This is a genomic window from Micromonospora sp. DT31, from assembly GCF_049841795.1.
GTDB lineage: Bacteria > Actinomycetota > Actinomycetes > Mycobacteriales > Micromonosporaceae > Micromonospora.
This window is the reverse complement of sequence record NZ_JBNCKZ010000001.1, coordinates 803563-828181: the sequence shown is the minus strand read 5'-3', so window position 1 is coordinate 828181 and position 24619 is coordinate 803563. Positions and strand designations below refer to the sequence as shown.

The 24619-nt window shown below is 74.1% G+C and carries 26 protein-coding genes and 1 pseudogene; 14 read left to right on the top strand and 13 right to left on the bottom strand.

Going from position 1 to position 24619, the window contains the following annotated elements; all coding sequences use genetic code 11:
- The first annotated feature begins 86 nt into the window (after window positions 1–86).
- From ACLQ2X_RS03750 to ACLQ2X_RS03740, 3 genes are all read left to right on the top strand, one after another.
- A complete protein-coding gene (locus ACLQ2X_RS03750; protein WP_425679485.1) occupies window positions 87–1115 on the top strand; it encodes a LacI family DNA-binding transcriptional regulator in 1029 nt (342 codons plus the stop codon).
- Between the two features lie 28 nt (window positions 1116–1143).
- Complete coding sequence (locus tag ACLQ2X_RS03745) at window positions 1144–1554, top strand: NUDIX hydrolase (RefSeq protein WP_425679484.1); 411 nt, start codon at window positions 1144–1146, stop codon at window positions 1552–1554.
- A 110-nt stretch (window positions 1555–1664) separates the two neighbouring features.
- On the top strand, window positions 1665–2078 hold the full coding sequence (locus tag ACLQ2X_RS03740) for a hypothetical protein (RefSeq protein ID WP_425679483.1): 414 nt from the start codon (window positions 1665–1667) through the stop codon (window positions 2076–2078).
- Between the two features lie 8 nt (window positions 2079–2086).
- On the opposite strand, the pseudogene ACLQ2X_RS03735 reads toward ACLQ2X_RS03740, so the two are convergent.
- A pseudogene (locus tag ACLQ2X_RS03735) lies at window positions 2087–2805 on the bottom strand (class I SAM-dependent methyltransferase).
- A gap of 82 nt (window positions 2806–2887) precedes the next feature.
- Between ACLQ2X_RS03735 and ACLQ2X_RS03730 the strand changes: the two are divergent.
- The 3 genes from ACLQ2X_RS03730 (at window position 2888) to ACLQ2X_RS03720 (ending at window position 4977) form a co-directional block, all read left to right on the top strand.
- Complete coding sequence (locus ACLQ2X_RS03730) at window positions 2888–3355, top strand: hypothetical protein (protein ID WP_425679482.1); 468 nt, start codon at window positions 2888–2890, stop codon at window positions 3353–3355.
- Between the two features lie 40 nt (window positions 3356–3395).
- Window positions 3396–3878: a hypothetical protein gene (locus tag ACLQ2X_RS03725; protein WP_425679481.1), complete on the top strand. Its 483-nt coding sequence runs from the start codon at window positions 3396–3398 to the stop codon at window positions 3876–3878.
- 307 nt (window positions 3879–4185) lie between these two features.
- Window positions 4186–4977 carry a class I SAM-dependent methyltransferase gene (locus ACLQ2X_RS03720; protein WP_425679480.1) on the top strand — a complete coding sequence of 264 codons (792 nt, stop codon included), beginning with the start codon at window positions 4186–4188 and terminating at the stop codon, window positions 4975–4977.
- A gap of 23 nt (window positions 4978–5000) precedes the next feature.
- Here the strand turns inward: ACLQ2X_RS03720 and ACLQ2X_RS03715 are convergent, their stop codons facing one another.
- The 5 genes from ACLQ2X_RS03715 to ACLQ2X_RS03695 all read right to left on the bottom strand — a co-directional run bounded on the left by ACLQ2X_RS03715 (window position 5001) and on the right by ACLQ2X_RS03695 (window position 8738).
- The gene (locus tag ACLQ2X_RS03715; RefSeq protein ID WP_425679479.1) at window positions 5001–5285 is read right to left on the bottom strand and encodes a hypothetical protein; all 285 of its coding nucleotides are present in this window, start codon (window positions 5283–5285) and stop codon (window positions 5001–5003) included.
- A gap of 3 nt (window positions 5286–5288) precedes the next feature.
- Entirely contained in the window at window positions 5289–6428 is a 1140-nt protein-coding gene (locus ACLQ2X_RS03710; protein WP_425679478.1) for a WXG100 family type VII secretion target, read from the bottom strand.
- Window positions 6425–6745, bottom strand: a complete 321-nt coding sequence (locus ACLQ2X_RS03705) for a type VII secretion target (protein WP_425679477.1) — start codon at window positions 6743–6745, stop codon at window positions 6425–6427. Before ACLQ2X_RS03705 ends, ACLQ2X_RS03710 begins: the two co-directional genes overlap by 4 nt.
- On the bottom strand, window positions 6732–7133 hold the full coding sequence (locus ACLQ2X_RS03700; RefSeq protein WP_425679476.1) for a YbaB/EbfC family nucleoid-associated protein: 402 nt from the start codon (window positions 7131–7133) through the stop codon (window positions 6732–6734). Before ACLQ2X_RS03700 ends, ACLQ2X_RS03705 begins: the two co-directional genes overlap by 14 nt.
- Window positions 7134–7370: 237 nt before the next feature.
- A complete protein-coding gene (locus tag ACLQ2X_RS03695; protein ID WP_425679475.1) occupies window positions 7371–8738 on the bottom strand; it encodes a pyridoxal phosphate-dependent decarboxylase family protein in 1368 nt (455 codons plus the stop codon).
- Between the two features lie 178 nt (window positions 8739–8916).
- On the opposite strand from ACLQ2X_RS03695, the gene ACLQ2X_RS03690 reads away from it, so the two are divergent.
- A complete protein-coding gene (locus ACLQ2X_RS03690) occupies window positions 8917–9846 on the top strand; it encodes a hypothetical protein (RefSeq protein WP_425679474.1) in 930 nt (309 codons plus the stop codon).
- Here the strand turns inward: ACLQ2X_RS03690 and ACLQ2X_RS03685 are convergent.
- Window positions 9815–11773, bottom strand: coding sequence for a BTAD domain-containing putative transcriptional regulator (locus ACLQ2X_RS03685; protein WP_425679473.1), 1959 nt, complete (start codon window positions 11771–11773; stop codon window positions 9815–9817). The two genes, ACLQ2X_RS03690 and ACLQ2X_RS03685, sit on opposite strands and share 32 nt — an antisense overlap.
- Window positions 11774–11871: 98 nt before the next feature.
- Here ACLQ2X_RS03685 and ACLQ2X_RS03680 point away from each other — a divergent pair, with 98 nt between their 5' ends.
- The 3 genes from ACLQ2X_RS03680 to ACLQ2X_RS03670 all read left to right on the top strand — a co-directional run bounded on the left by ACLQ2X_RS03680 (window position 11872) and on the right by ACLQ2X_RS03670 (window position 14630).
- Window positions 11872–12750, top strand: coding sequence for an alpha/beta fold hydrolase (locus ACLQ2X_RS03680; protein ID WP_425679472.1), 879 nt, complete (start codon window positions 11872–11874; stop codon window positions 12748–12750).
- 99 nt (window positions 12751–12849) lie between these two features.
- Window positions 12850–13830, top strand: a complete 981-nt coding sequence (locus ACLQ2X_RS03675; protein ID WP_425679471.1) for an ATP-binding cassette domain-containing protein — start codon at window positions 12850–12852, stop codon at window positions 13828–13830.
- Window positions 13827–14630 (top strand): ABC transporter permease, encoded by an 804-nt coding sequence (locus ACLQ2X_RS03670; protein WP_425679470.1) that lies wholly within the window; start codon window positions 13827–13829, stop codon window positions 14628–14630. The genes ACLQ2X_RS03675 and ACLQ2X_RS03670 overlap by 4 nt, the downstream gene beginning before the upstream one ends.
- A gap of 42 nt (window positions 14631–14672) precedes the next feature.
- Here the strand turns inward: ACLQ2X_RS03670 and helR are convergent, their stop codons facing one another.
- A complete protein-coding gene (helR, locus tag ACLQ2X_RS03665) occupies window positions 14673–16844 on the bottom strand; it encodes an RNA polymerase recycling motor ATPase HelR (protein ID WP_425679469.1) in 2172 nt (723 codons plus the stop codon).
- 221 nt (window positions 16845–17065) lie between these two features.
- Between helR and ACLQ2X_RS03660 the strand changes: the two genes are divergently transcribed.
- A complete protein-coding gene (locus tag ACLQ2X_RS03660; protein ID WP_425679468.1) occupies window positions 17066–17848 on the top strand; it encodes a TetR/AcrR family transcriptional regulator in 783 nt (260 codons plus the stop codon).
- Window positions 17845–18084, top strand: coding sequence for an NIPSNAP family protein (locus ACLQ2X_RS03655; RefSeq protein WP_425679467.1), 240 nt, complete (start codon window positions 17845–17847; stop codon window positions 18082–18084). The genes ACLQ2X_RS03660 and ACLQ2X_RS03655 overlap by 4 nt, the downstream gene beginning before the upstream one ends.
- Here the strand turns inward: ACLQ2X_RS03655 and ACLQ2X_RS03650 are convergent.
- Complete coding sequence (locus ACLQ2X_RS03650) at window positions 18039–19052, bottom strand: helix-turn-helix transcriptional regulator (protein ID WP_425679466.1); 1014 nt, start codon at window positions 19050–19052, stop codon at window positions 18039–18041. The genes ACLQ2X_RS03655 and ACLQ2X_RS03650 overlap by 46 nt on opposite strands.
- An 86-nt stretch (window positions 19053–19138) precedes the next feature.
- Between ACLQ2X_RS03650 and ACLQ2X_RS03645 the strand changes: the two genes are divergently transcribed.
- On the top strand, window positions 19139–19711 hold the full coding sequence (locus ACLQ2X_RS03645) for a DinB family protein (protein WP_425679465.1): 573 nt from the start codon (window positions 19139–19141) through the stop codon (window positions 19709–19711).
- Between the two features lie 20 nt (window positions 19712–19731).
- On the opposite strand, the gene ACLQ2X_RS03640 is transcribed toward ACLQ2X_RS03645, so the two are convergent.
- Window positions 19732–20949 (bottom strand): MalY/PatB family protein, encoded by a 1218-nt coding sequence (locus tag ACLQ2X_RS03640; RefSeq protein WP_425679464.1) that lies wholly within the window; start codon window positions 20947–20949, stop codon window positions 19732–19734.
- Between the two features lie 34 nt (window positions 20950–20983).
- Between ACLQ2X_RS03640 and ACLQ2X_RS03635 the strand changes: the two genes are divergently transcribed.
- The gene (locus ACLQ2X_RS03635; RefSeq protein ID WP_425679463.1) at window positions 20984–21571 is read left to right on the top strand and encodes a GNAT family N-acetyltransferase; all 588 of its coding nucleotides are present in this window, start codon (window positions 20984–20986) and stop codon (window positions 21569–21571) included.
- Here the strand turns inward: ACLQ2X_RS03635 and ACLQ2X_RS03630 are convergent.
- Genes ACLQ2X_RS03630 through ACLQ2X_RS03620 form a run of 3 tightly spaced genes read right to left on the bottom strand, consistent with a single transcriptional unit; the run spans window position 21558 to window position 24528 of the window.
- Window positions 21558–21998: a hypothetical protein gene (locus ACLQ2X_RS03630; protein WP_425679462.1), complete on the bottom strand. Its 441-nt coding sequence runs from the start codon at window positions 21996–21998 to the stop codon at window positions 21558–21560. The two genes, ACLQ2X_RS03635 and ACLQ2X_RS03630, sit on opposite strands and share 14 nt — an antisense overlap.
- A 44-nt stretch (window positions 21999–22042) precedes the next feature.
- On the bottom strand, window positions 22043–22864 hold the full coding sequence (locus tag ACLQ2X_RS03625; RefSeq protein ID WP_425679461.1) for an MOSC domain-containing protein: 822 nt from the start codon (window positions 22862–22864) through the stop codon (window positions 22043–22045).
- A gap of 35 nt (window positions 22865–22899) precedes the next feature.
- The gene (locus ACLQ2X_RS03620) at window positions 22900–24528 is read right to left on the bottom strand and encodes an acyl-CoA dehydrogenase family protein (RefSeq protein WP_425679460.1); all 1629 of its coding nucleotides are present in this window, start codon (window positions 24526–24528) and stop codon (window positions 22900–22902) included.
- Window positions 24529–24619: the final 91 nt, after the last annotated feature.

Sequence of the window (24619 nt, the reverse complement as noted above, 5' to 3'; positions counted from 1 at the left end):
GAATGCGCTTTCAGTAAGCGCTTTCAGAATGGTACGGTAACCACGCCGGAACACCGGGTCAAGACGTTCCGCAGGGAGACGCATCGATGCCACGCACACACGTGACGCTTGCGGACGTGGCCCGCGCCGCCGACGTCTCCCTGGCCACCGCGTCCCGTGCCCTCAACGGCATGCGGGTCACCCCGCTCCTGCGCGACCGGGTCCTCGCCGCCGCCGCCCGGCTCGCGTACACCCCGAACGCCCACGCCCGCGCGTTGGCCGGCGCGTCCCACCGCGGCGTCGGAGTCATCTGCCACGACCTCACCGACCCCTACTTCGCCGCCGTCGCCGACGGCGTCATGCGCGTCGCCGCCGCCAACGGCCTGCTCGTCCTGCTGGCCAGCACGTTCCGCGACCCGGAACGGGAGATCGCGTACGTGTCGATGCTGCGCGCCGAACGCGCCCCGGCGATCCTGCTCATCGGCTCCGGTTTCGCCGACGCCCGCTGGGACCGGGCCCTGGCCGCCGAGCTGACCCCCTACCTCGACGGCGGCGGGCGGGTCGCCGTGGTCAGCCGGCACCGCCACCTCAAGGTCGACAGTGTCCTGCCGGAGAACCGGGCCGGCGCCGCCGCCCTGGCCCGCGCCCTGCTCGACCTCGGCCACCGCCGCTTCGCGGTGCTCTCCGGCCCACCGGAACTGACCACCGTGGCCGACCGGCTCGGCGGGTTCCGCGACGAGCTGACCGCCGCCGGGGTGCCGCTGGACGCGGCCCACGTCGTCGAGGCGCCGTTCACCCGCGACGGCGGCTACCAGGCGATGACCACACTGCTCGCCCGCGGCCTCGACGCCACCTGCGTCTTCGCGCTGACCGACGTGATGGCGATCGGCGCGTACGCGGCGCTGCGCGACCACGGGCTCTCCGTGCCCGGCGACGTCTCCGTGGCCGGCTTCGACGACATCCCGATCGTGCGCGACCTCACCCCGCCGCTGACCACCGTGGCGCTGCCCTTGCAGCAGCTCGGCGAGAAGGCGATGGAGTTGGCGCTGACCGAGAACGCCGGCCGTCGCCGGCGGGTCGTACGCCTCGCCGGTGAGGTCGTGGTGCGGGCCAGCACCGCCAAGGTCGGTGCCTGAACCCGCCTCCGTGTGCCATGCTCGCCCGATGGCCAGCTACGACGTCGCCCTCGTCCTGCTCGTCGACCCGACCGGCGCGGTCCTCATGCAACACCGCGACGGCAACACGTCCGTCTCGCCCTACCAGTGGAGCCTGCCCGGCGGCAGCATCGAGCCCGGCGAGACACCGGAGCAAGCCGCCCGCCGTGAGCTGCGGGAGGAGACCGGCCTGACCGCCGGCGAGCTGCACCTGCTGTGGAGCGGCCCGCGCCCGCACGAGGAGGGTTTCCCGCACACGGTCACCGTGTACGTCTTCCGGGGCGCCACCGACGCCCGGCAGGAGGACGTGGTGCTCGGCGAGGGACAGGCCATGGTGTTCGTGCCCCGCGACGAGGTACTCGACCGCGAACTGGCGGTCAGCGCCGCCCTGGTGCTGCCCCTGCACCTCGCGGACGCCTAACGTCCGGGCCGGCGTGTCGACGAACTGCGGGCCCGCCACCGGCTCGACCGGCGTCGTGGCCGCCTCGGCGACGCCGAGCCCGAACGGCGGCACGGTCGTACCATGCCCCGATGGTCGAAGTCCGGTTCGCGCGCGGCCCGCACGGGCGGCCCACCATGACCGGCGGCCACCCCCGGTTCCGTGCGCTGGCCGCCCAGCTGAGCAGCGACATCCAGGCGTACGCGCCGGACTGCCTGGAGCTGCTCCAGTGCATCGACGACGTGAGGTCCGGACCGTCGCAGTGTGCGGAGTACGAGGGCAACTCGGCGATCCTGCGCTGCACCCCCGACACGGTCACCGTGCACAGCCGAGGACCGGTGCCGTCGTCCACGGCGTACACGGTCGAGGAGGCCGAGGCGGTGATCGTCGCCTACTTCACCTGCCTCGCGCCGACCGCCGAGGAGCGTCGGCGGCACCTGCGCACGTGGGAGCGGGAACACGGCCGGCCCGGTCCGGACCGGCACCGGCCCGGCCTGGTCGACTGAACCGCCGGTCAGCGCAACACCAGCAGGTCCAGCGTGTCGACCACCGGCCAGGTGCCGACCCGCGCGGCGGCGCGCAGCCGCGCCAGCCCGGCGGCGTACTCCGCATCGGTGATCAACTGAAGCGGGGTGTGCGCCTCCCGCCGCAGCGTGTCGGCCGCCTCCCGCAGCGTCCGCGCGGTGACCTGCGGGACCTGCTCGACCGCCGCGGTGGCGAAGCCGGCGACCGCGAACGCGGACTCCACCTCGGCGATGCCCGGATACGTGTCCAGCACGCGCACGGCCGCCGGGAAGAAGCGGAACAGCGTGATCGCCTCGTGCCGACCGGCGAACGCGGACCGGATGAGCACCGCACCGCCCGGCCGCACGACCCGGCGCAACTCCCGCGCCGCGGCGACCAGGTCGGGCACGTGGTGCACGACAGTGGACAGCCATGCCCCGTCGACGCTGCCGTCGGCCAACGGGATGTGCGCCGCGTCCCCGCCGACGAGCGGCGCGAACGGGCACCGGGCGCGCATCGCCGCCGACGGCTCGACGGCGACGACCCCGACGCCGGGAAACCAGGTGGTGAAGGCGCGTGCCCAGCTGCCCGTGCCGGCGCCCAGGTCCAGCAGCCGCATACCCGCACGCGGGGTCAGGTGCCGGGCGACGGCCGCCCGGCCCTCCTCGGTGAGGTGCCGAGTCGACGCGAACGCCTCGGCGTCCCGTCGTGGTAGGCGATACGAGCCACCCGTCGAGCCAACTATGTGCCACCCTGGCCACACAAGAACTGTGACGGACCCGACTGGCTACCGAGCTTCGGGAGGTGGCGGATGCGCTACCAGATCCGCTTCGAGCGTGAGCTGCCGGCCGACGCCCTCCGCCGGTTCTTCCAGCGCGAATACTCCATCGCGCCGGACACCGTGCACGTCGGACGCGCCGCGGACCGGACCGTGGACGATGCCCGACCGGTGGCGATGCTCACCCCACCCGACACCGACGAGGGATTCGGCTGGATTCTGACCGGCGACACCGACCTGGCCGACGCCACCGGGCAGGCCGAGCGGGACCTCGCCGTCGCCATCGCTCGCGCCTTCGGCGTGCGGGCACTCGTCGACGACGGCGGCATCCACCCCGACCGGTGGCTGCTGGTCAGCGCCGACGGCAGCAGCGGCCGGGTGCTCACCGACGCGGATGCCGCCGCCGACGGGGACCTGCGGATCGTGCACGCCCTCGAACCGATCGACGGGGAACCACAGCTCGCCGTCGTACCGCCGCCGGAGTGGGCCCGAGACTGGTGACCTGGCCGGCCGCCGCGCCCGCGAGCAGGGGATGGGGCGGGTGCGGGAGATCGTCCTGCAGAAGGACCGGGAGAGCTGGCTCAGGATCCACGCGCCCGTCATGGACACCTACTTTTGGATGTTCATCGGGCGTCCGTTGACCCCGGGCGTTCGCGAGGTGCGGGTCCGATGGCAGTTCGGGGCGGGGCACCGGTTCGAGGAATTCGACCTGACGATCGTCAGCGTACGCGACCCTGCGTACCTGGCCGAGAAGCTGACTCTGGCGGTTCACCAGGCCGGGTTGAAGGGCTGGCGGGACGAGGACGCGCAGCCGGTCTACCAGTGGCTGGTCGAGGGCGTCGGCATGACCCCCCTCGACAACGCCGTACGGGGCACCAAGCGGTCGGGGTTCGTCCTGATGACGTTCAGCCGTTTCCCTGACACCGGCGGCAACGTGATCGTGCGACTGACCGCGGTCGAGACCGATCGCGCGCAGGACGGCTCACCGCTGGACGCCGACGGGGTGTCCATGCCCGAACGGTAGGCGATCGATCGCGAACGGGTGGCGTCCCCGCAGAGGTGAGCCCAGACCCTCGGGTCCTCAGGAGCGGCACGGTCACGACGCGCTCCCGGTGGGGATGCGCGCCCGGACGACGAAGCCGTCGCGTGCCCGGAGCCGCCTGCCGGGCCTGCTCCACCAGGCGTGGAACGCTGTGGATTCGCCGGCCGCGAATCGTCACCGTGCGGTGGGCAGTTACGGGTAGCTCGCACGGGGACAAGCGCGGCAGTCGGGGTCGTGCCCTGAGCAGAATGGCTGGCCTCGGGACGCCTGCGGCGGGCAGGCTTCCGGCATGGCGACGGGATTCGGCGGCGAGGTGGCCACCTACTACGCACGGCATCGGCGCGGCTATCCGCCCGAGGTGCTCGACGCGCTGACAGCAGCCTTCCAGCTTGACGCCGACGACACGGTGATCGACCTCGGCTGCGGCACCGGTCAGTTGAGCCTCCCGCTCGCAGACCGGGTGGGCGCGGTCGTCGGCATGGATCCGGAGCCGGACATGCTGGCGATCGCCCGGCGTAGCGCCCTGGACGAGGGAACGACCAACGCCACGTGGGTGCTCGGCGGGGACAGTGATGTGCCCGCGTTGTCCCGGCTGCTCGGCCGGGGGACGGTCGGTGCGCTGACCGTCGCCGTCGCCATTCACTTCGTGGACCGCGACGCCCTGTTCGAGGCGGCCCGGCCGTTGTTGCGCCCCGGGGGTGGCATCGCCGTCATCACGAACGGCGAACCCCTGTGGATGCAGGACACCGAATGGTCGGCCGCACTGCGCGGATGCCTGGAGCGGATGCTCGGCCACCCCGTCACGGCGAGATGCCAGACCGACGAGGACGGGCGTCGGCGCAACCGGGAGGCGCTCGTCCGCGCCGGCTATCGGTACGAGGAGACGTCGGTGCGGTACGACGCCCCGCTCACCGTCGACGACATGGTGGGCGGTGTCTTCTCCGCCATGTCAGCCGAACAGTTGCCGTCCGAGCAGCAGCGCGCGGCGTTCGCCGCCGACGTGCGTGACGCCCTCGGCGGTTTGGATGTGGTGACCGAGCGGGTCGCCGTCCGGCTGCAGTACGGGATCGCTGGCGCATAGCCGACTGCCGGGACGGGATTCAGCTATGTCACCAGGCGGTAGTTGGGGATGCCGCTGGTGCGTTCCTCGACCGGCGCGGCGGTGGACAGGGCCCTCACCCCGGCGGGAACCGGAGCGCGGGAGACGTGAATGCCTTCCAGGCAGGTGTCACACCAGAATGAGACGTAGCCGTACCCGGCTCCGGGCGGCCCGGTGAACACCATGCGCAGGGTCCGGTGCCCGCAGTTCGGGCACTGGTGGTCGGACTCGGTCGGCAGGGCGCGGTAGACGACTTCGTACGCGTCCAGCCAGTCGTCGAATGAAGCCACCAGCTACTCCTCCGGTCTGACGGGGTGGTTTCCCCACCACCGGTCCTCGTGAGCATAGGCACGGTCCTCGAACGCGATCGCCTCGTCGCGGTCTCGGGGATACGGGCGCCCTGCGCGGAGTTCCTCTACGTGGAAACGTTCATGTGCGAGCGTACGGGCGAGGTCCTCCTCGCTGTGGAACGCGTTCCGGCAGAGCATGACCGATTGGTCAGCCCTGGTCACCCCGTGGATTCCCGATCTGCCTTTGTTGATCACGAGCCGGACGTCGGCGATGTCGATGCCGTACTTCGCGGCGATCTGCTGCACCGACTCCGTTGTCATCGGCATGCGAGGTCCCCGCCCTCTGCCACGTACCCTGTTCAGGTTTCCCGGCTCAGGCCCAACCTCTCGCAAGCGGCTCAGCGCCTCCCTGAGCTTGCCGATCAGCTCACCGAGCCGCCGAACCTCCGGCATCAGCCGCCGCAGGCTCGCCAGCAACCCCCGCAGCAGCCGCCCGATCCGCGCCGCCCACGACGCCACAGTCGTGGTCACCTGCTCCACCACCAGCGGCGTCGCCAGCCCGGCGCTGGCGACCAGTTCGGCCGCGTACACGATCAGGCGGGACACGCAGGCGGCGATGGCGTCGCGGACCAGCAGCCGCACGGCCGCGACCAGGCCGGCGGCGCCCTCGGTGATCGCGGCCATCGCGTCGGCGCCCCGAGCCAGTCCGGTGATGGCCTGCTGCTGCTCGTCGGCCCAGTGCCGGTAGCCGGTGGCGGCGGCGCCGGTCCAGCCGGTGACCTCGGTGCGGACGGCGCGGGCCAGCTCGGCGGCGTCGTCGCGCAGCGAGGCGGCGACGTTGCGCCAGGTCTGCGCGTGCGCGGTGATCTCGGCGGGGTCGCCGGCCAGCCAGTCCAGCGCCTCGCTGAGCGGCTTGACGTGTTCGATGAGCCAGGCGATGCCGTACTGGAGGAGGACCCCGGCCGGGTCGGACACCAGGGCGAGCGCGTCCAGGCCGGCACTGACCACGCCGAGGCTGCCGTCGATCCAGCTGCCGGTGCGCACGCCGTGGGCGATGAGTTCGATGTCCTCGCAGATCCACACCCCGGCCCACGGGCTGGGCCCCGCCTCGGAGGCGGCGGCGACCAGCGGGTTGGCGGTCACCTCCGGTTTCCCGCCTGGTCGAGCAGGTGGGCGGCGCGGGCGTCGGCGGCGCGGTAGCGCTCGGCGCTGAGGCGTACCGTGCCGGCGGTGTCCCGGACGGCGGTGGCGGCGGCGCCGACGCCGTCGACCAGGATCTGTTGCAGGCCGTCGAGCAGGACCGGCATGACCGCGCAGAGTTGCCCGTACGCGTCGGCGCTCAACCGGACGTGCTGGCCGGCCTGCCGGGCGGTGTCGATGCTGTCGGCGCAGCGGTCGAGGTGCGCGGCGTGCGCGGTCAGGTCGTCCGGGTCGACCCGAAGGCCGTCACCGGGCGGCATCCGGCCGGTCCTGGTCGGGGGCGAGCCGGCGCCGGTGGCTCTCCAGGATCGCCTGTCCGGCCGGGTCGTCGGCGCCGAGGGTTTCGGTGGTCACCGCGGTGAGCTGCCGCAGCAGGTCGGCGTGCGCGGCCCGGGTGGTCGCCAGGACCTGCCGGGCGGTGTGCGTGGCGGAGTGCTGCCGGGTGCGGTCGTCCAGCCGCAGGTCGACAAGCAGGCCGGACCCGTCGACGGTGACCGTCACCAGCCCGTCGTCGCTGCGGGCGACACCGGTGAGCGCCTGGCTGCGGGCGGACAGGTCCCGGGCGCGCGTCGCCCGGTCGGCCAGCGACGACTCCCACTCGTCGAGCCGGCGTGCCGCCGCGTCCAGCGCGGCCTCGTCCGCCCACATGGCCACCCTCCCCAAGGGACCCTGATGGCCGGCACGTTACCAACCCGTCGCGCTGCGTACTGTCCCGTGCGTCGGCGGTGTGCGGTTCGGCGTCAGAGCGCGGTCGACAGCGCGAGCAGGCCCCGGGGGAGGCAGGTCGAACGAGAAGGGAAGCACCGCGGGGAGCCGCCCACCGCGTACCGGATCATACGGACCGGCGGCGACCGTCTCAGCCCTCTTTTCCGTCGGCCGCGCCCCTCAGCCGGCGAGCCGGCGGATCACCGCCACCGACCGGTCCACATCGGCTTCCGTGGTGGTCGCGTTCGACACCGAGATCCGCATCAGCCGCCGTCCCCGCCACGTCGTCCCGCCTACCCAGCACGTGCCGTCGGCCTGCGCCGCGCCCACCACCCGGTCGGTGCGCGCGTCGTCGCCGAAGCCGACAAGCACCTGGTTGAGCACCACGTCGTTGACCACCTCGAACCCGGCGGCGGCCAGGCCGTCGGCGAACCGGCGGGCCAGCGCGCAACACCGCTCGACGAGCGCGGCGACGCCGTCGCGGCCCAGCTCCCGCAGGCCGGCCCAGGCCGCGAAGCCACGGGCCCGGCGGGAGGACTCCGCGGTCAGGTCCGCCGCCGCCGGCACACCGCCGGACCCCACCAGGTACGCGGCCGTGTACGACATGGCCGCCGCGTGCGCGTCGGGCCGGGCGCAGAACGCGAACGCGGTGTCGTACGGCAGGTTGAGCCACTTGTGTCCGTCGCAGGCCCACGAGTCGGCCAGTTCCAGCCCGTCCACCAGGTGCCGGGTGCCCGGGGCAGCAGCGGCCCACAGCCCGAACGCGCCGTCCACGTGCGCCCAGCCGCCGTGCCGGTGGACCAGCTCGCACGCCCGGCGCAGATCGTCGACCGCGCCGGTGTTCACGTTCCCCGCCTGCAGGCAGACGACGGTCGGGCCGGGGCCGACGTCGCGCAGCGCCACGGCCAACGCGTCCGGGGCGATGGCGCCCTGCCCGTCGGTGGGCACCGCGTGTAGCGCGTCGGTGCCGAGGCCGAGCAGGCGCAGTGACCTGTCGACGGTGGCGTGCCGTTCGGCGCCGGCGAGCACCCGGACCGGGGGCGCGCCGTGCAGGCCGTACCGTTCCACGTCCCAGCCGGCGTCGGCGAGCACCTGGTGGCGGGCGGCGGCGAGCCCGGCGGTGTTGGCCGCCTGCCCGCCGGTGACGAAGCCGACCGACGTCGACGCGGGCAGGCCCAGCAGGTCCTTGAGCCAGGTGCCGGCGGCCGCCTCGGCGGCCACCGCGGCGGGGGAGGTGACCGCGTTGAACGCGTTCTGGTCCCATCCGGCGGCGAGCATGTCCGCGGCGGTGGCGGCAGGTGACGCGCCACCGATCACGAAGCCGAAGTAGCGTGGCCCGGCGGTGGCGACCAGTCCCGGCCCGGCGGCGGCCACCAGTTCGGCGAGGACCTGTTCGGGCGGGGTGGGTGCGTCCGCCAGCGGGACGGCGAACGCCCGGGTCAGCGCGGCCTGGTCGACCGGCACGCCGACCGGCCGGTCCGGCAGCGACCGCCGGTAGTCGGCCGCGTGGCCGGCGGCGCGCCGGAACAGGTCGGTGATCTCGTCCATGCCGCACCCTAGCTCCGCCTGGGCTGTGAGGAGAGGTCGGCGGGGGGTCGGCCGTCGGCTCGGAGTGAACGCTGAGTGACGGCGGTGATCCCTGGCTCATCGATCCTCTTTTGGTGGATCGTGTGGGCTGCGATATCGATGGCTTTCCCACCAGTGCTCGGTAGTGCCGGGAGGATTGATGCGTCTGTGGAGATTGCTGGAGACGAGACCCGCCCGCCTCGCCGGCCAGGGGTCCGACCTGCTACAGCTCGCCGTCCTGCTCGGCACGGCACTGGGGGCGCTGTACGGTCTCGGGATCGCCTGGGCGACTGCCCTGCACATCCCGCCGATGCTCCTCTGCGTCCTGACGGTGGGGCTGCTGGTGGGATCGGCGACCGCCTACTACGTCCGATGCGCCTACCGGCCGCCCGACTTCTCCATCGAGGAATTGGACGGCTCACTCGTCGTCACCCGCGTCGTCGGTGAGGACGGCGACGGTCACCACCGCTACGCGTACATCCGCCAGCAGCGCATCCGGGCGAATCGACAGTTGCGGCTGGTGGGCATACGTTCGCACTGGAGCGGACAGAATCGGGTACTCGAGGAGGCCACGTCGCTCTTCCCCGAGCACCGGTTGCTGGACGGCGCGCTGCCCGAGGAGGACGGCCGGGTCTACCGGTGGCTGTACCTCCTCGGTCCCCTTGCCCGTGGCCGGCGGGTGAACGTCGGGATCAGACAGGTCTTCGAGGACGTGTACGCGCCGATGAAGCCCTACTACCGGGAGAGCTGCGAGGAACGACAGGTCGGAAGGCTGTCGGTGCGGGTGCAGTTCGAGGATGTGGATGCGCCGGCCGAGGCGTGGCAGGTCGTGTGGCGCAGGACGCGCTCAGGCTCCAGCCGCCAGGAGGTCGCTCGTACCCGTTGCCGACCGAGCCACCAGCCGCCCAACGGCACGGTCGTCTACGAGTGGCGACTGCGCCGGCCGCATCCCGATTGCGCCTACGGCATCTGCTGGCGTTGGCCCGCTGACCCGCCGCACGGGCCTGCGGCACCGGGGTCCGCCGCGAGCACCACGCAGGTGGACGGGAAGGACGACGTCATCCTGACCGTTCAACCAGGGCAGCCGTAAGCCGGTCCAGGTGCGCCGAGACCGGCCCGACGGTGAGCAGGCCGCTGCCCGCCCCGGCCACCTCGTGCGCCGCCGGGGCCAGCGCGGCCCGGGCCCGGCGCATCACGTCCCGGTCGTCGAGCGCCACCGCGGCCCGACCGGTGAGGCACCACAACGCCTCCAGCAGCAGGTCGTGCGGCGGTGCCGGGGTGCGGCGCAGCGCCGCGCCGGCCTCCCGCCGCCGGTCGGCGGCGAGCAGCACAAGCGGGCGGGCCCACGGCGCGTACGGGCCCCAGTCGGTGTCGTCGGGGAAGGCGGCCGGCCGGTCGTGCCACACCCGCAGGCACAGCAGCGCCAGCGGCAGCAGGCCACGTTCCACGCCGGGCATCCCGCAGCCGGCCAGGCGGACCGCCCAGGACCGGTACGCGGCTTCCGCGTCCGGGTACGCCGCGCCGGTCGCGGCGACCCGCATGGCCCGGTAGCCGCCGGTGAACAGGGCGACCAGCGGGCTCTCGTGCCGGGCGGCGAGCCGGTCCGCCGCCTCGGCGTGCGCGTCGGCGGCGGCGAGGTCGGCCAGCGCGCCGCGCGCCTGCACCCGGATCAGGTGCCCGAGGATCTCCACCGTGGCCAGGCCGTGCCGGGCGGCGAGCGCGACCAGTTCCGCGCCGACCGCGTCCCGCTGCGCGGCCAGTCCGGCCCGCCCGAACGTCTGCATGAACACGCCGTTGAGCGCCTGCGCCAGCAGCGCCGGGTCGGCGAGCCGACGGGCGATGGCTGCCGCCTCCCGGGCCGCCGCACCGGCGCGCGCCGAGCCGGTGCCGCGGGACTCGATCGCGACGGTGGCCAGCAGCCGGGCCCGGGTCACCTCCGGCGCCTGCGGGCCCAACCCGGCCAGCGCCCGCTCCGCCGCCGCCACCACCCGCGCCGCCTGCGCCGGGTCGTCCGAGCGGGTCCAGATCGCCGGTACGTCGTAACCGCCGATCACCCGCGCGGTGAGGTCCGGGTCGCCCAGTTGCTCGGCCGCGGCGATGGCCGCCTCGCGTTGGTCCCGGGCCGCCTCCAGCCCGCCCGGCCCGGTCACCGCGAGGCTGCGCAGCATCCCGACGGTGGATTCCAGTCGGGCCCGGGCGCCGGGCACCACCGACCGCGCGTACGCGGCCGCGGTGTCCGCCCACACCCGCGCCGGGCCGGTGGGTTCCGGTCCGGCCTGTCGCAGCAGGTCGGTCTCCAGCCGCCGCAGCCGAGCGCCCGGGTCCAGGCCGAGCCGGTCGCGCAGCAGTTCGCGGGCCCGGCGCAGCACCGCCAGGGCGTCGGCCTGCCGCCCGGCCCGGTGCAGCGCCTGCGCCAGCAACGCCCAGCCGTCCTCCCGCCACGGGTGCGCGGCGACGTGGGCGTCGAGGTCCGGTACGGCGTCGGCGGCCCGGTCCAGCGCGAGCAGCGCCTCGGCCCGCCGCTCCACCGCGGTCAGCCGCACCTGGTCCAGCCGGGTCCGTTCCGCGTGGGCCCAGGGCTGGTCGAAGTCGGCGTACGCGGGGCCCCGCCACCAGCCCAGCGCCTCGTCGAGCCCGTCAAGCGTGGGTCGGGGGAGCGTCTCGGCGGTGGCGGTCACGGTGTCCTCGAACCGCCAGGCGTCGACGGTGCGCGGGTCGGCGCGCAACGCGTACCCGGGTCCCTCGGTGACCAGCAGCCGGGCCGGCTCGCGCGGCGGGCGATCCGGTTCCAGGCGGCGGCGCAGCGCCGCCACGAACGTGCGGACCGCGCTGAGTGCCCCGGCGGGCGGGTCGTCCGCCCAGAGGTCGTCGACGAGTTGCCCGACCGGCACCACCCGGCCGCGGGCGGCGATCAGCCGGGCCAGCACGGCGCGGTGCCGGGGACCTTTCAGGTCGACCGGTTCACCGGCGTCGTCCCAGGCCGTGACCGGTCCGAGCACACCGAAACTGACAGGCACCGACCCCTCCTCGACAGGGGTCACCGTATCGCGCTCATCGGTTGCTCATCGGGCGTCGCCACGCTGGACCGGTACGACGAGACGAGAGAGGTACCGAGATGACCCCCGCTATCGCAGGCTTCGACTACCAGCGCGTTCCCGTCGCCGACCAGCTGGCGCTGAACGTGGCGGTGGGCGGCTCCGGCAGCCCGGTCGTGCTGCTGCACGGCTTCCCGCAGACCCACCTGATGTGGCGGCACGTCGCCGCCGACCTGGCCGCCGACCACACGGTGATCTGCCCGGACCTGCGCGGCTACGGCGCCAGCGACAAGCCGGCCGCGCGCACCGAGGACACGTACGCCAAGCGGACCATGGCCGCCGACGTGGTGGCGCTGGCCCGCGCGCTCGGACACGACCGGTTCGCGCTGGCCGGGCACGACCGGGGTGCCCTGGTCGCGGTCCGTGCCGGCCTGGACCACCCGGACACGGTCACCCACCTGGCGTCGCTGGACGTGCTGCCCACCCTCGACATGTGGGACGTGCTGCACGGCGCGTCCGCGTCGGTGGCGTTCCACCTCTACCTGATGGCCCAGCCGCCCGGCCTGCCCGAGCGGATGATCACCGCGAGCGCCGACGCGTTCTTCGGGCACTTCCTCGACGCCTGGGCCGGCGACCCTGCGGCCATGCCGGCGGAGGTTCGCGCCGAGTACCTGCGGGCCTCCCGCGAGGCGGTCGACTCGATCGTCGCCGACTACCGGGCGTCGGCCGGGATCGACGTGGCGCACGACCGGGCCGACCGGGACGCCGGACGGCGGCTGGCCATGCCTGTGACCGTCATCCAGCAGGACTGGGGCGCGGCGCTCGGCTACGACGCGGCGGCGGTGTGGCGGGCTTGGGCCCCGGACCTCGAGCACCGCACCACGACGGCCGGGCACTTCATGGCCGAGGAGGCTCCCGGCGAGATCGCCGAGGCGCTGCGTGCGCTGCTGAAGCGCTAGGTCCGGCGGTCCGGGCGCGGCTCGCGCCCGGGCCGTCCGCCCCCACCCGCTACCGTACGTTGTACGTTAGTAGCCGTCGTCAACGGAGGGGGCACAGACGTGGAACACGCGATCCTCGCGGAGGGCCTGCGCAAGCGGTACGGGGACACGGCCGCGCTCGACGGATTCGACCTGCGGGTGCCGGCGGGCACCGTCTGCGGGCTGCTCGGCCCGAACGGCGCCGGCAAGACCACAGCCGTACGCATCCTGGCCACCCTGCTGCGCTTCGACGCCGGGCGGGCCGAGGTCGCCGGCTTCGACGTGGCAGGGCAACCCGACCAGGTGCGCTACCGCATCGGCCTGGTCGGGCAGCACCCGGCCGTGGACGAGGCACTGAGCGGACGGGAGAACCTGGTCATCTTCGGCCGCCTGTTCCACCTGGGCCGGACCGAGGCGAAGCGGCGCGCTGACGAACTGCTCGGCCGGTTCGGGCTCGCCGACGCCGGCGGACGGCCGGTGCGTACGTACTCCGGTGGCATGCGCCGCCGCCTCGATCTGGCCGCCGGCATGATCCTCGCGCCGTCCGTGCTGTTCCTGGACGAGCCGACCACGGCGCTCGACCCGCGCGGGCGCAACGAGGTGTGGGAGGCGGTACGTGACCTGGTCCGCGCCGGCACCACAGTGCTGCTGACCACGCAGTACCTCGACGAGGCCGACCGGCTCGCCAACCGCATCTGCGTGCTCGACGCCGGGCGGGTGATCGCCGAGGGCACCCCCGACGCGCTCAAGTCCCGCCTCGGCAGCGACCGGATCGAGCTGGTCGTCCGCGATGTCGCGGACCTGCCCACGGCCGCGGGCCGACTGCGCCGGGTCGCCGTCGCCGAACCGGAGGTCGACGAGGACCGCCGGTCGGTGGGCGCCCAGGTCGGCGACCGGGCCGGCGCCCTGCTCGAGGTGCTGCGGGCGCTCGACGCCGATGGCGTGACGGTGGCCGACGTGGCGCTGCGACGGCCCACTTTGGACGAGGTGTTCCTCCAGCTCACCGGCCGGGCGGCGGCGCCGGCCGCCCGTTACGGCGACACCGTGGAGGTGACCGCGTGACCGTGACCCTGACCCGGCGCCCGTCCCTGGCCGGTGACGGCCTGACGCTTACCGGCCGTGCGCTGGCGCACTGGCGGCGCGAGCCCGGTCCGCTGGTCGGCTCGCTCGGCTTCGACATCCTGATGGTGCTGATGTTCGCGTACCTGTTCGGCGGCGCTCTCCAGGTGCCCGGCGGCGGCAGCTACCGAGAGTTCCTGATGCCGGGCATGTTCGCCATGACCATGGTCTTCGGCATCAGCATGACCACCATGGCGGTGTCGGCGGACCTGGAGCGCGGTGTCACCGACCGGCTGCGGTCCATGCCGGTGTCCCGGCTTGCCCCGCTGCTCGGCCGCGCGGTCGCCGACCTGATGTTCGCGGTGGTGACGCTCGCCGTCATGCTGCTGGTCGGCCTCGCCGTCGGGTGGCGGGCGCACGGCGGGTTGGGTGACACGCTCGCCGCGCTCGGGCTGATCCTGCTGCTGCGTCTCGCGCTGGTCTGGGTGGGCATCTTCCTCGGCCTGACGGTGAAGGGGCAGAGCGCGGTGACCGCCGTGCAGACACTGGAGTTCCCGCTCGGTTTCCTGTCCAGCGCGTTCGTTGCGCCGTCCACCATGCCCGCCTGGCTGGGCGTGATCGCCGGGTGGAACCCGCTGTCGGCGACCGTCGGGGCCACCCGCGAGCTGTTCGGCAACCCCGGCTGGGGCGGTGACACGTGGGTGGCCGCGCACCATCCGCTGCTGGCGGTGCTCTGGCCGCTGGCGCTGCTCGCCGTGTTCCTGCCGCTGTCGCTGCGCCGCTACCGGGCACTGGGCGGCTGAGAGCCGGACCCGGGGGCGGCGGCGTGCCGCCCCCGAGGGCGCTCACGTCCCGGCGAGCACCACCAGTTCGCCTGTCGCCCGGGTCATCGCGACGTACCGGTCCACCGCGCCGGACACCCCGTCGCCGAACGACTCCGGGCCGACAAGCACCACCAGGTCGAACTCCAGCCCCTTGGCCAGTTCCGGGGTCAGCGACCGGACGCGCTCCGTCGCCGGGAACGTGGGCTCGCCGATCACGCACGCGACGCCCTCGGGGTGGGCGGCGAGCCAGCCGTCCACCACCGCCGGCAGGGCCGCGCGGACGTCGTACCGCACCGGCGCGCCGGCACGGATCGAGGTGGGCACGTTGGCGTCCGGGAGCACCGCCCGGATCACCGGCTCGGCCGCGGCCATCACCTGCGCCGGGGTGCGGTAGTTGACGGTCAGCGACGCCACCTCCACCCGGTCGAACCCGACCCGCGCCAACCGCTGCGGCCACGACTCGGTGAACCCGTGCCGGGCCTGCGCCCGGTCGCCGACCACGGTGAAGCTGCGCGACGGGCAGCGCGCCAGCAGCATCTGCCACTGCGCGTCGGTCAGCTCCTGCGCCTCGTCCACCACGACGTGCGCGAACGGCCCGGCCAGCAGATCCGGGTCGGCGACGGCCAGCCCACTGACGTCGACGAGGCTGGCCCGCATGTCCGCCACCCGCAGCATGGTCATCAGACCCTCGCCGTCGTCGTAGGCGTGCGAGGCGATCAGCGCGTCGACGACGGTGTCCATCTCGGCCCGCTGAGCGGCCAGGGCGGCCTCGTTGCGTCGGCGTCGGCGGGACGCCTCCGGGTCGCCGACCCGCCGCCGGGCCGCGTCCAGCAGCGGCAGGTCGGCCACGGTCCAGGCCCGGGCGTCGGCCCGCCGCAGCGTACGGATCTCCTCGACGTCCAGCCACGGTGCGCACCGGCGCAGGTAGGCCGGCACCGACCAGAGGTCCGCCACGACGTCGGTCGGGTCGAGCAGCGGCCACGCCCGGGCGAACGTGGTGACCAGGTCCCGGTTGCCCGCCAGCGACCGCCGCAGGACCGCCTCCGGGGCGTCGCCGTGGTATTTCTCCACCAGGATGGTGAGCAGTTCCTCCCACACGTCGTCGCCGGCCTCGTTGTGCGGGGCACCCGGTCCGGCCGCCGCGAACGCGTCGGCCCAGTCGTCGGCGCTCAGTCGCAGGTCGGCGTCCTCGATGCCGACCCGGGTCGCGGTGGTGGGCGGCTCCTCGTAGAACCGCACCGCCGCGTCGACCGCACGCACCAGCCCCGCGGACGCCTTGAGCCGGGCCACCCGCGGGTCGCTCTCGGGCGTCGCCGTCGCGCCTTCGGGCACCAGGTCGGCGAGCGTGCAGATCTGCACGTCCTCCTCACCAAGGCTGGGCAGCACGTCGGCGACGTAACTCAGGTACGGCTGGTGCGGGCCGACGACAAGCACCCCGCCCCGGCGCTCACCCAGGCGGGGGTCGGCGTGCAGGAGGTACGCGGTGCGGTGCAGCGCCACCACCGTCTTGCCTGTGCCCGGTCCACCGTCGACCACGAGCGCGCCCCCCGAGCCGGCCCGGATGATCGCGTCCTGGTCGGCCTGGATGGTGCCGAGCACGTCCCGCATCCGGGCCGACCGGGTCGCGCCCAGGCTGGCGACGAACGCCGACTGGTCGTCAAGCGCGGCGTGCCCGGCCAGCCCGTCGGCGGTGAACACCTCGTCCCAGTAGTCGGTGATCCGGCCGTCGGTCCACCGGTAGCGGCGCCGGCTGGTCAGGCCCATCGGGTTGGCGTGGGTGGCGCCGAAGAACGGCTCGGCGGCGGGCGAGCGCCAGTCCAGCAGTAGCCGGCCGCCGGCGCCGTCGGTCAGACCGAGCCGTCCCACGTACACCGGTGCGGCGCCGTTGCCGCCGACCATCCGGCCCAGGCACAGGTCCACCCCGTAGCGGCGCAGGGTACGCAGGCGCCCACTCAACCGGCGGATCTCCTGGTCCCGGTCGACGGCCTGCCGGCCCTTGCCGGCCGGGGCGCGGCGCGTCTCGTCGAGCCGGTCGGTCAGTTCGGCGATCGATCGGCGCAGGCTCTCCGCGAGGGCGGCGAAGTGGCGCTCGTCGTCGGCTGTCAGTTTCGGGTCGGCCTTCGCCGACAGCCGCTCGGGAAGATCGAAAACGCTGGTGCTGGGCGGGTTCAACTCGTCTCCGATCGTGGGCACGGCAGAGCCTCCGCTCTTCGCGGCTTTTCGAATACGGTGGCAACGGGTTACGGCCGGCAATTCTGCGCCATTGCCCGGGTCTTGCGGCAAGACCGGGGCTGCGCTATATGTTTGTAATAGCGGGAGAACCCGCCCTTCTTTTGCGCGAGCAATTCTCGTACCCATTCGCACGTCCCGCCGGCCGCCGGTGACCGGCACGCGGCCGGTAGGATGGCGTCACCATGTCGAAGGAGCGCCGGCGCAAGGCCGATCCCGCCCGCAGCCTGGCCCTTCTCTGGCGTACCCGGGAGCCGGCCAGCCGGGGCGCCGGTCCCGGCCTCAGCGTCGAACGGATCGTGCGCACGGCCGTCGAGATCGCCGACGCCGAGGGCATCGACGCGCTCACCATGCGCCGGGTCAGCGAGGCGCTCGGCGTCGGCACGATGTCCGTCTACACGTACGTGCCGGGCAAGGCGGAACTGCTCGACGTCATGGTGGACGCCGTCCTCGGTGACCTTCCGCGGCCGGCCGACGTGCCGGGGGGATGGCGCGGCCGGCTGGACCGCATCGCCCGGGACAACCTGGCGCTCTACCGGGCCCACCCGTGGCTGCTGCGCGCCGAGACCACCCGGCCGGTGCTCGGCCCCAACGTGCTCGCCAAATACGACTACGAGCTGCACGCCGTCGCGGACATCGGGCTCGACGACGTGGAGATGGACGCGGTGCTCACCCTCGTGCTGGGGCACGCCAAGAGCGCGGCCCGGGCCGCGCTGGACGTGGCCGAGCTGGAACGTGAGACCGGGATGACCGACGACCAGTGGTGGCAGACGCACGGCCCCTGGCTGGAGAAGTTCATGACCGCCGGCAGCTTCCCGCTCGCCGCGCGGGTCGGCACGGCCGCCGGCATGGCGCACGGTGGTGCGTACGGGCCGGACCACGCCTTCGAGTTCGGTCTCCAGCGGGTGCTCGACGGCATCTCGATGGTGGTCGCCGAACGCGCCGCGGTCGGTACGGAGCACCCGTGATCACCTGCGTCGTGCATTACACGATCGACCCGGCACAGCTGGAGGCGTTCGAGCGTTTCGCCCGGACCTGGATGCGGCTGGTGGCACGGCGCGGTGGCGTGCACCACGGCTACTTCCTGCCCGCCGAGGGCGCCAGCGACCGGGCCGAGGCGTTGTTCAGCTTCGAGCGCCGGGAGGCCGGCGGTCAACGTCAACCGCCGCCCGGCGCGTGCGGGCCGTCGGCGGCGGCGGCGTAGCGGCGGGCCAGGTGTGCGAACGCCGCTCGCAGCTCGGGCGGCCCGATCACCTCGATGTCGGCGTCGTAGCGGCCGAGCACGGCGGCCAGCCCGGCCCACGACCAGCCGCCCTGGATCAGGCGGCAGCGGTCCGGCCCCAGCTCCTCCACGACGCCGTCGCGGGTCCACGCGGACACCGTCCGGGCGGGCAGGTCGAGGATCACCTCACCCTGGCAGGGCCAGCCGCCGGGCCCGGTGACGCCCTTGAACCGTCCGGCGACGTACGCGGCCACGTCCCCTCCGGGCAGCTCGCGCGGCGTGAACCGCGGACCAGTGGGGGTACGCGGGCTGATCCGGTCGACCCGGAACGTGCGCCAGTCCACGCGGTCGAGATCCCAGGCGACGAGGTACCAGCGTCCGCCCCAGGTGGCCAGGTGGTGCGGCTGCACCCGGCGCGGCGGCGCGTCCGGCGCGCCGGCGGCCGGCGTCGACACCGACTCGTAGTCGAAGCGCAGCTCCTCGCGGGCGTGCACGGCGGCGCTCAACGTCATCAGCAGGCTCGCGTCCACCCGGGACGCGGCAGGTGTGGCGGAGCGTTCCACGGCGACCACCCGCAGCGCGTCCACCCGGTGGCGCAGCCGCGCGGGCATCACCTGCCGAACGGTGGCCAGCGCCCGCGCGGCGGCTTCCTCGATGCCCGTCACGCCGGTAGCGGCGGTCTGCAACGCCACCGTGAGCGCGACAGCCTGCTCGTCGTCGAAGAGCAGCGGCGGCAGCGCGGAGCCCGCGCCGAGGCGGTAGCCGCCGTCCGGGCCCTTGGCGCTCTCGATCGGATAGCCCAGCTCGCGCAGGCGGTCGACGTCGCGGCGCACGGTACGCGGGCTGACCCGCAGCCGTTCGGCGAGCAGCGCGCCCGGCCAGTCCCGGCGGGCCTGGAGCAGGGACAGCAGGGCGAGCAGGCGGGCGGAAGTCGTCGGCACGACACGCATTCTGCCGCGAGAAGAGGACACAACCTGACCGCTACGGCTGCGAGTGTGGTCTGCGTACCGATCAGGACCGGAAGGAACCGATGACGATGGCCGACACGACCACCACCTCCCTCGACGCCGAGCGGGCCGACCTGCTGGCCGAGCTCGCCGACGCCCGGAACATGATGACCAACACGGTGCGTGGCCTCACCGACGAGCAGGCGGGGCTGCGACCGACCGTCAGCGCGCTCTGCCTGGGCGGTCTGATCAAACACGTGGCGTCCACCGAGGAGACCTGGCTTCGGTTCGTGGTCGAGGGTCCCGCGGCGATGTCCTTCGCCATGCCGGACGGCGTGACCTGGGAGGACTTCATGTCCGGCAACGCCCGCGAACTGCCGCAGTGGGCGATCGACCGGGAGCGGGACTTCCAGATGCTGCCCGAGGACACGCTGCCGGCGATCCTCGACCGGTACGCCCGGGTCGCCGCGCGCACCGAGGAGATCATCGCCGCCGTCGAGGACCTGTCGGCGACCTGGCCGGTGCCGGACGCGCCGTGGAACGAGCCCGGTTCGGTGCGCAGCGTCCGGCGCGCGCTGATCCACGTCATCGCCGAGACGACGCAGCACGCCGGGCACGCGGACATCCTGCGCGAGAGCATCGACAGGCAGGCCACCACCTGAGCCGGCCGCGCCGGCGCCGCTCAGCCGGCGTCGGCGCGCGTCGCCCGGCCCATCCGGGTCACCGCCTCGGTGAGCACGGCCGGGGAGGTGGCGAAGTTCAGCCGCACGAAGCCGGCGCCGCCGGCACCGAAGACGTGCCCGGAACTGAGCGCCACCCGGGCGTCGTCGAGGAACATCCGGGCCGGCCCGGCCAGGTCGCTGGCCACCCCCGGCCCGTCGCCGACCTCGGTGGGCACGCCGAGCCGCCGGCAGTCCAGCCAGGCCAGGTACGTCCCCTCGGGCGGTCGCCAGGACACGGCGGGCAGGTGCTCGGCCAGCAGCGACCCCAGCAGCGTCCGGTTGGCGTCGAGGCCGGCGAGCAACCGGTCCAGCCACGGCTCCCCGGCGCCGAACGCGGCGGTGTGCGCGAGCACCCCGAGGTGACTGGGGCCGTGGCTGACCTCCTCCGGCATCCGGGCCAGGTCGGCCGCCCCGTCCGGCCCGGCCACCGCCAGCGCCGCCTTGAGCCCGGCGAGGTTCCACGCCTTGGACGCCGACACCAACGCGAACGCGTTCTCCGCGCCGGGCACCGTCAGGTACGGCGTGAGCCGCGCGCCGGGCAGCGCCAGCGGGGAGTGGATCTCGTCGGAGACCACCCGTACGCCGTGCCGCGCGGCCAGCTCGGCGACGGTGGCCAACTCGTCGGGCCGGTGCACCACACCGGTCGGGTTGTGCGGGTTGCACAGCAGGAACGCCGGGCGGTTCCCGACCGACCTCGCGATGCGGAAGGCCTCCTCCAGGGCGGCCGGGTCGAGCCGCGAATCCGCACCGAGTGGCGCCTCGACCACCCGCCGGTCGGCGTGCGTGACGAACGCGTAGAACGGCGGGTAGACCGGGGGAGTGACCACCACCGCGTCGCCCGGGCCGGTGACCAGGCGCAGCACCTCGACCGCGCCCATCATCACGTCCGGCACCAGGGTGGCCCGTCCGACCGGGAAGTCCGGCCAGCCCCACCGGCGCGCGGCGAACGCGCCGACCGCCTCCGCGTACGCGGTGCCGTGGGAGTAGCCGGTGTCGCCCAGGTCGACCGCCCGGCGCAGCGCCTCGGCCACCGGCGGGGCCAGCGGCACGTCCTGCTCGGCGACCCACAGCGGCAGCACGTCCGGTGGGTACAGCCGCCACTTGACGCTTGTGCGCTGCCGGAGCTGGTCGAGGCTGAGCTGGGTGAGCGGGTTGCCCTCATCGGCGGAAACAGCCATGCCGTCCACCCTAGGGGCCTCCTATGCTCGCCCGATGGCCCACCCTACGTACCCGCTGCGCACGTCACGGCTGCTGCTGCGCCCCATCTCCCTCGACGATCTCGACGACGTGCACGCCTGGCAGCGCCGGTCGGACGTGGTCCGCTGGATGCTCGGGGCCGAGCCGCGCACCCGGGAGCAGTCCCGGGCGTCGGTGGCCGCGATGGCCGGCGAGGACGCGCTGCGCGCGGAGGGCGACTGCCTGACGCTGGCCGCGGTCGCCGACGCCGGGGTGATCGGCATCGTGGAGCTGGTCTGGCGCAGCGCGGAGAACCGCACCGCCGAACTCGGGTACGTGTTCCACCCCGACCACGGCGGTCGGGGGCTGGCCACCGAGGCGGCCGGGACGGCGCTGGACTGGGGTTTCGGGGAGTTCGGGCTGCACCGGGTGATGGCCAGGTGCCACGCCGGCAACGCGGCGTCGGCGCGCCTGATGGCCCGCCTCGGGATGCGGCGGGAGGCCCGACACGTGCGCAGCTACCTGTTTCGGGGCGAGTGGGCCGACCAGCTCGTCTTCGCCGTGCTGGCCGACGAGTGGCGCTCCCGGCCTCACCCGGGTGGCGGCACGGTCACGGTGGGCTGACCGCGCGCAGCCCACCCGCTCCGGCGAGCAGCACGGTGTCCGGGGTGAGGGCGTGCAGTGCGTCGACGCGACGCACCGCCGTGGCTCCTTCCCGGATCGTCCCGTCGTGGTCCACCCGCAGGAGGACACCCGACCGTCGGGCCACCACCGGACCGTGGACCGTGGACACCACGTCGGCGACCGGCCGCTCACCCGGGTCGAGTCGTCGGTTGACCTCAGCGGTGGTGGCGTCGACGGCGGTCAGGCCGCCCCGGCCGTCACGTACCCACACCAGAGCGCCCGCCGCGACCACCGCGCGCGGCCAGGTGCCCAGTGGCACGTCCCAGCGCACCGCGCCGGTCACGGCGTCCAGTCCCACCAGGCGGCTGCCGCGCTCGTGCGCCGCCACGTGCCCGGACGCCACCGCCACGACCTGGGGGCCACGCATGTGCGCCGGTCTGCTCCACCACGCCCGCACCGGCCGCCGGGCGGTCACGTCGCGTGGCACTCGTCGCCGACCCGGATCTCGCCCGTGGTGAGTGGGACCAGCCGGACCCCGAACCAGGTTTTGCCGTCGTGGCGCCGGTGCCGGGCCAGCGTGCGGATCGGCTCTTTCCCGCCGGCCAGGGTCACCGGGTCGACGAGGGTGACCGAGCATCGGTCGCAGCGTTCGGACACCCGGAAGTCCACCGCGCCGATGCGCACCCGGCTCCAGCCGTCCTCGGCGAACGCCTCGAACGGACCGTCAAGCACCACGGTCGGCCGGAACCGGGCCATCGCCAGCGGCTGCGGGGTCGGTTCGCCGCGTTCCGCCGCGCCCTGCGCGATCCAGTCGCGCAGCCGCCGCAGCGACGGCATGGTGGTGACCAGCAGCGGGCCCGCGTCGGACAGGTTCAGCGGTTCGCCGGGGAGGCCACCATGGGCGGCGGACATCGGCCGGCGGCGCGGATCGTCCAGCCAGGCCAGCCGCACCGGCTGGCCCAGCCGCGCGGAGAGCCAGTCGTGGGCCTCGGCGGCGGCGAGCCGCACGCTGTCCAGGCGGGACACGGCGGTGGGCGCCGACGGCCCGTCCACCGGCTCGGCGACGGTCAGCGACGCGCCGTCGCGGTCGGTCAACGTGACCGCCCCGGTGCCGGGCGCGGCGGTCAGGCCGAGCAGCGCCGGTCGGGCGCTCCCGGTCACCTTGCCGCCGTCGGGCCGCAGCACCAGCCAGCGCCTGTCGTGGCGCAACCCCCACGGCTCGACCACCGCCCGGGACGGGGCGACGCCGCCGAGGGACTTGACCGGGTGAAGGTGCACCGAGACCAGCCGCATGGCGCGACCCTAACCGACGGCTCCGACGCGCGACCTCAGCCGATCTTGGGCGCGGCCCGGTCGATGATCGTGGCCAGGTCCAGGCCGCCGGGCAACGTCCCGTACGCCTGGCCGTGGTCACCCGCGAGCCGGGACGCGCAGAACGCGTCGGCGACCGCCGGGTGGCCGTGGCGCACCAGCAGCGTGCCCTGCAGCACCAGCGCCAGCCGCTCGACCACCCGGCGGGCCCGCAGCTCCAGGTCGGTGTGGTCGGCCAGTTCCTCGCGCACCCGGCGCGCCGCGGTGTCGAGGCGGGCGTCCGCGCCGGCCGCGGCGGCCACCTCCGCCTCGTACCCGGCCAGCACCTGCGGCTCCCGGGTGAGCGCGCGCAGCACGTCCAGCGCGGCCACGTTGCCGGAACCCTCCCAGATCGAGTTCAGCGGTGACTCGCGGAACAACCGCGGCATGCCGGACTCTTCGACGTAGCCGTTGCCGCCCAGGCACTCCAGCGCCTCGGCGGCGTGCCCCGGCCAGCGCTTGCACACCCAGTACTTGCCGACGGCAAGCGCGAGGCGTTTGAACGCGGTCTCGCCGTCGTCGCCGCGCGCCGAGCGGTCGGTCGCCCCGGCCAGCCGCACCATCAGCACGGTGGCGGCCTCGGACTCCACCGCCAGGTCGGCCAGGACGTTGCGCATCAGGGGCTGGTCGACCAGGTGCCGGCTGAACGCCCGCCGGTGGGTGGCGTGGTGCACGGCGGTGGTGACGCCGTGGCGCATACCGGCGGCCGCGCCGATCACGCAGTCCAGCCGGGTCAGGTTGACCATGTCGATGATGGTGCGTACGCCCCGACCCTCGTCGCCGACGCGCCACGCCACGGCGTGCTCGTACTCGATCTCGGCGGAGGCGTTGGAACGGTTGCCGAGCTTGTCCTTCAGGCGCATGAGGCGCATCGCGTTGCGCGTGCCGTCGGGCAGCACGCGGGGGACCAGGAAGCAGGTGAGGCCGTCGGGGGCCTGGGCGAGGGTGAGGAACAGGTCACACATCGGCGCGGAGGTGAACCACTTGTGACCGACGAGCCGGTAGCTGCCGTCCGGCTCGGGCCGGGCCGTGGTGGTGTTCGCGCGAACGTCCGAGCCGCCCTGCTTCTCGGTCATCGACATGCCGGCGAGCAGGCCCCGCTTGGTCTGCGGCGGGCGTAGCCCGACGTCGTACTCGGTGGCGGTGAGCAGCGGCTCGTAACGCGCGGCCAGGTCCGGGTTGTGCCGCAGCGCCGGCACCGCCGCGTAGGTCATCGAGATCGGGCAGCCGTGCCCGGCGTCGGGCCGCCAGAGGTAGAAGCGCGCGGCCCGGGCCACGTGCGCTCCGGGCCGGTCGTCGGCCCACGGCGCGGCGTGCAGCCCCTGGCCGACGGCGGTCCGCATCAGCTCGTGCCAGGACGGGTGGAACTCCACCTCGTCGATCCGGTGGCCGTACCGGTCGTGGGTGCGCAGCACCGGCGGGTGCTCGTTGGCCAGCCGGCCGTGCTCGGCGGCCGCCTCCCCGCCGGCGAGCCGACCCAGGTCGTGCAGCCGCGCCACCGCCCAACCGGCGCCCTCCCGGGTCACGCCGTCCAGCAGCGCCGGGTCGTCGGCGGTGTCGTGACCGAGCATCGGCGGAACCTGGTTGACGACCTCGTGTGTGGTCACGGCACACTCCCCACGCGGTGGCTGGTCGGGCCCGGATTGAAACACCGTCCACCGTGCCCCGGCAAGCCGTCCCGACCAGCCGATTCGACTC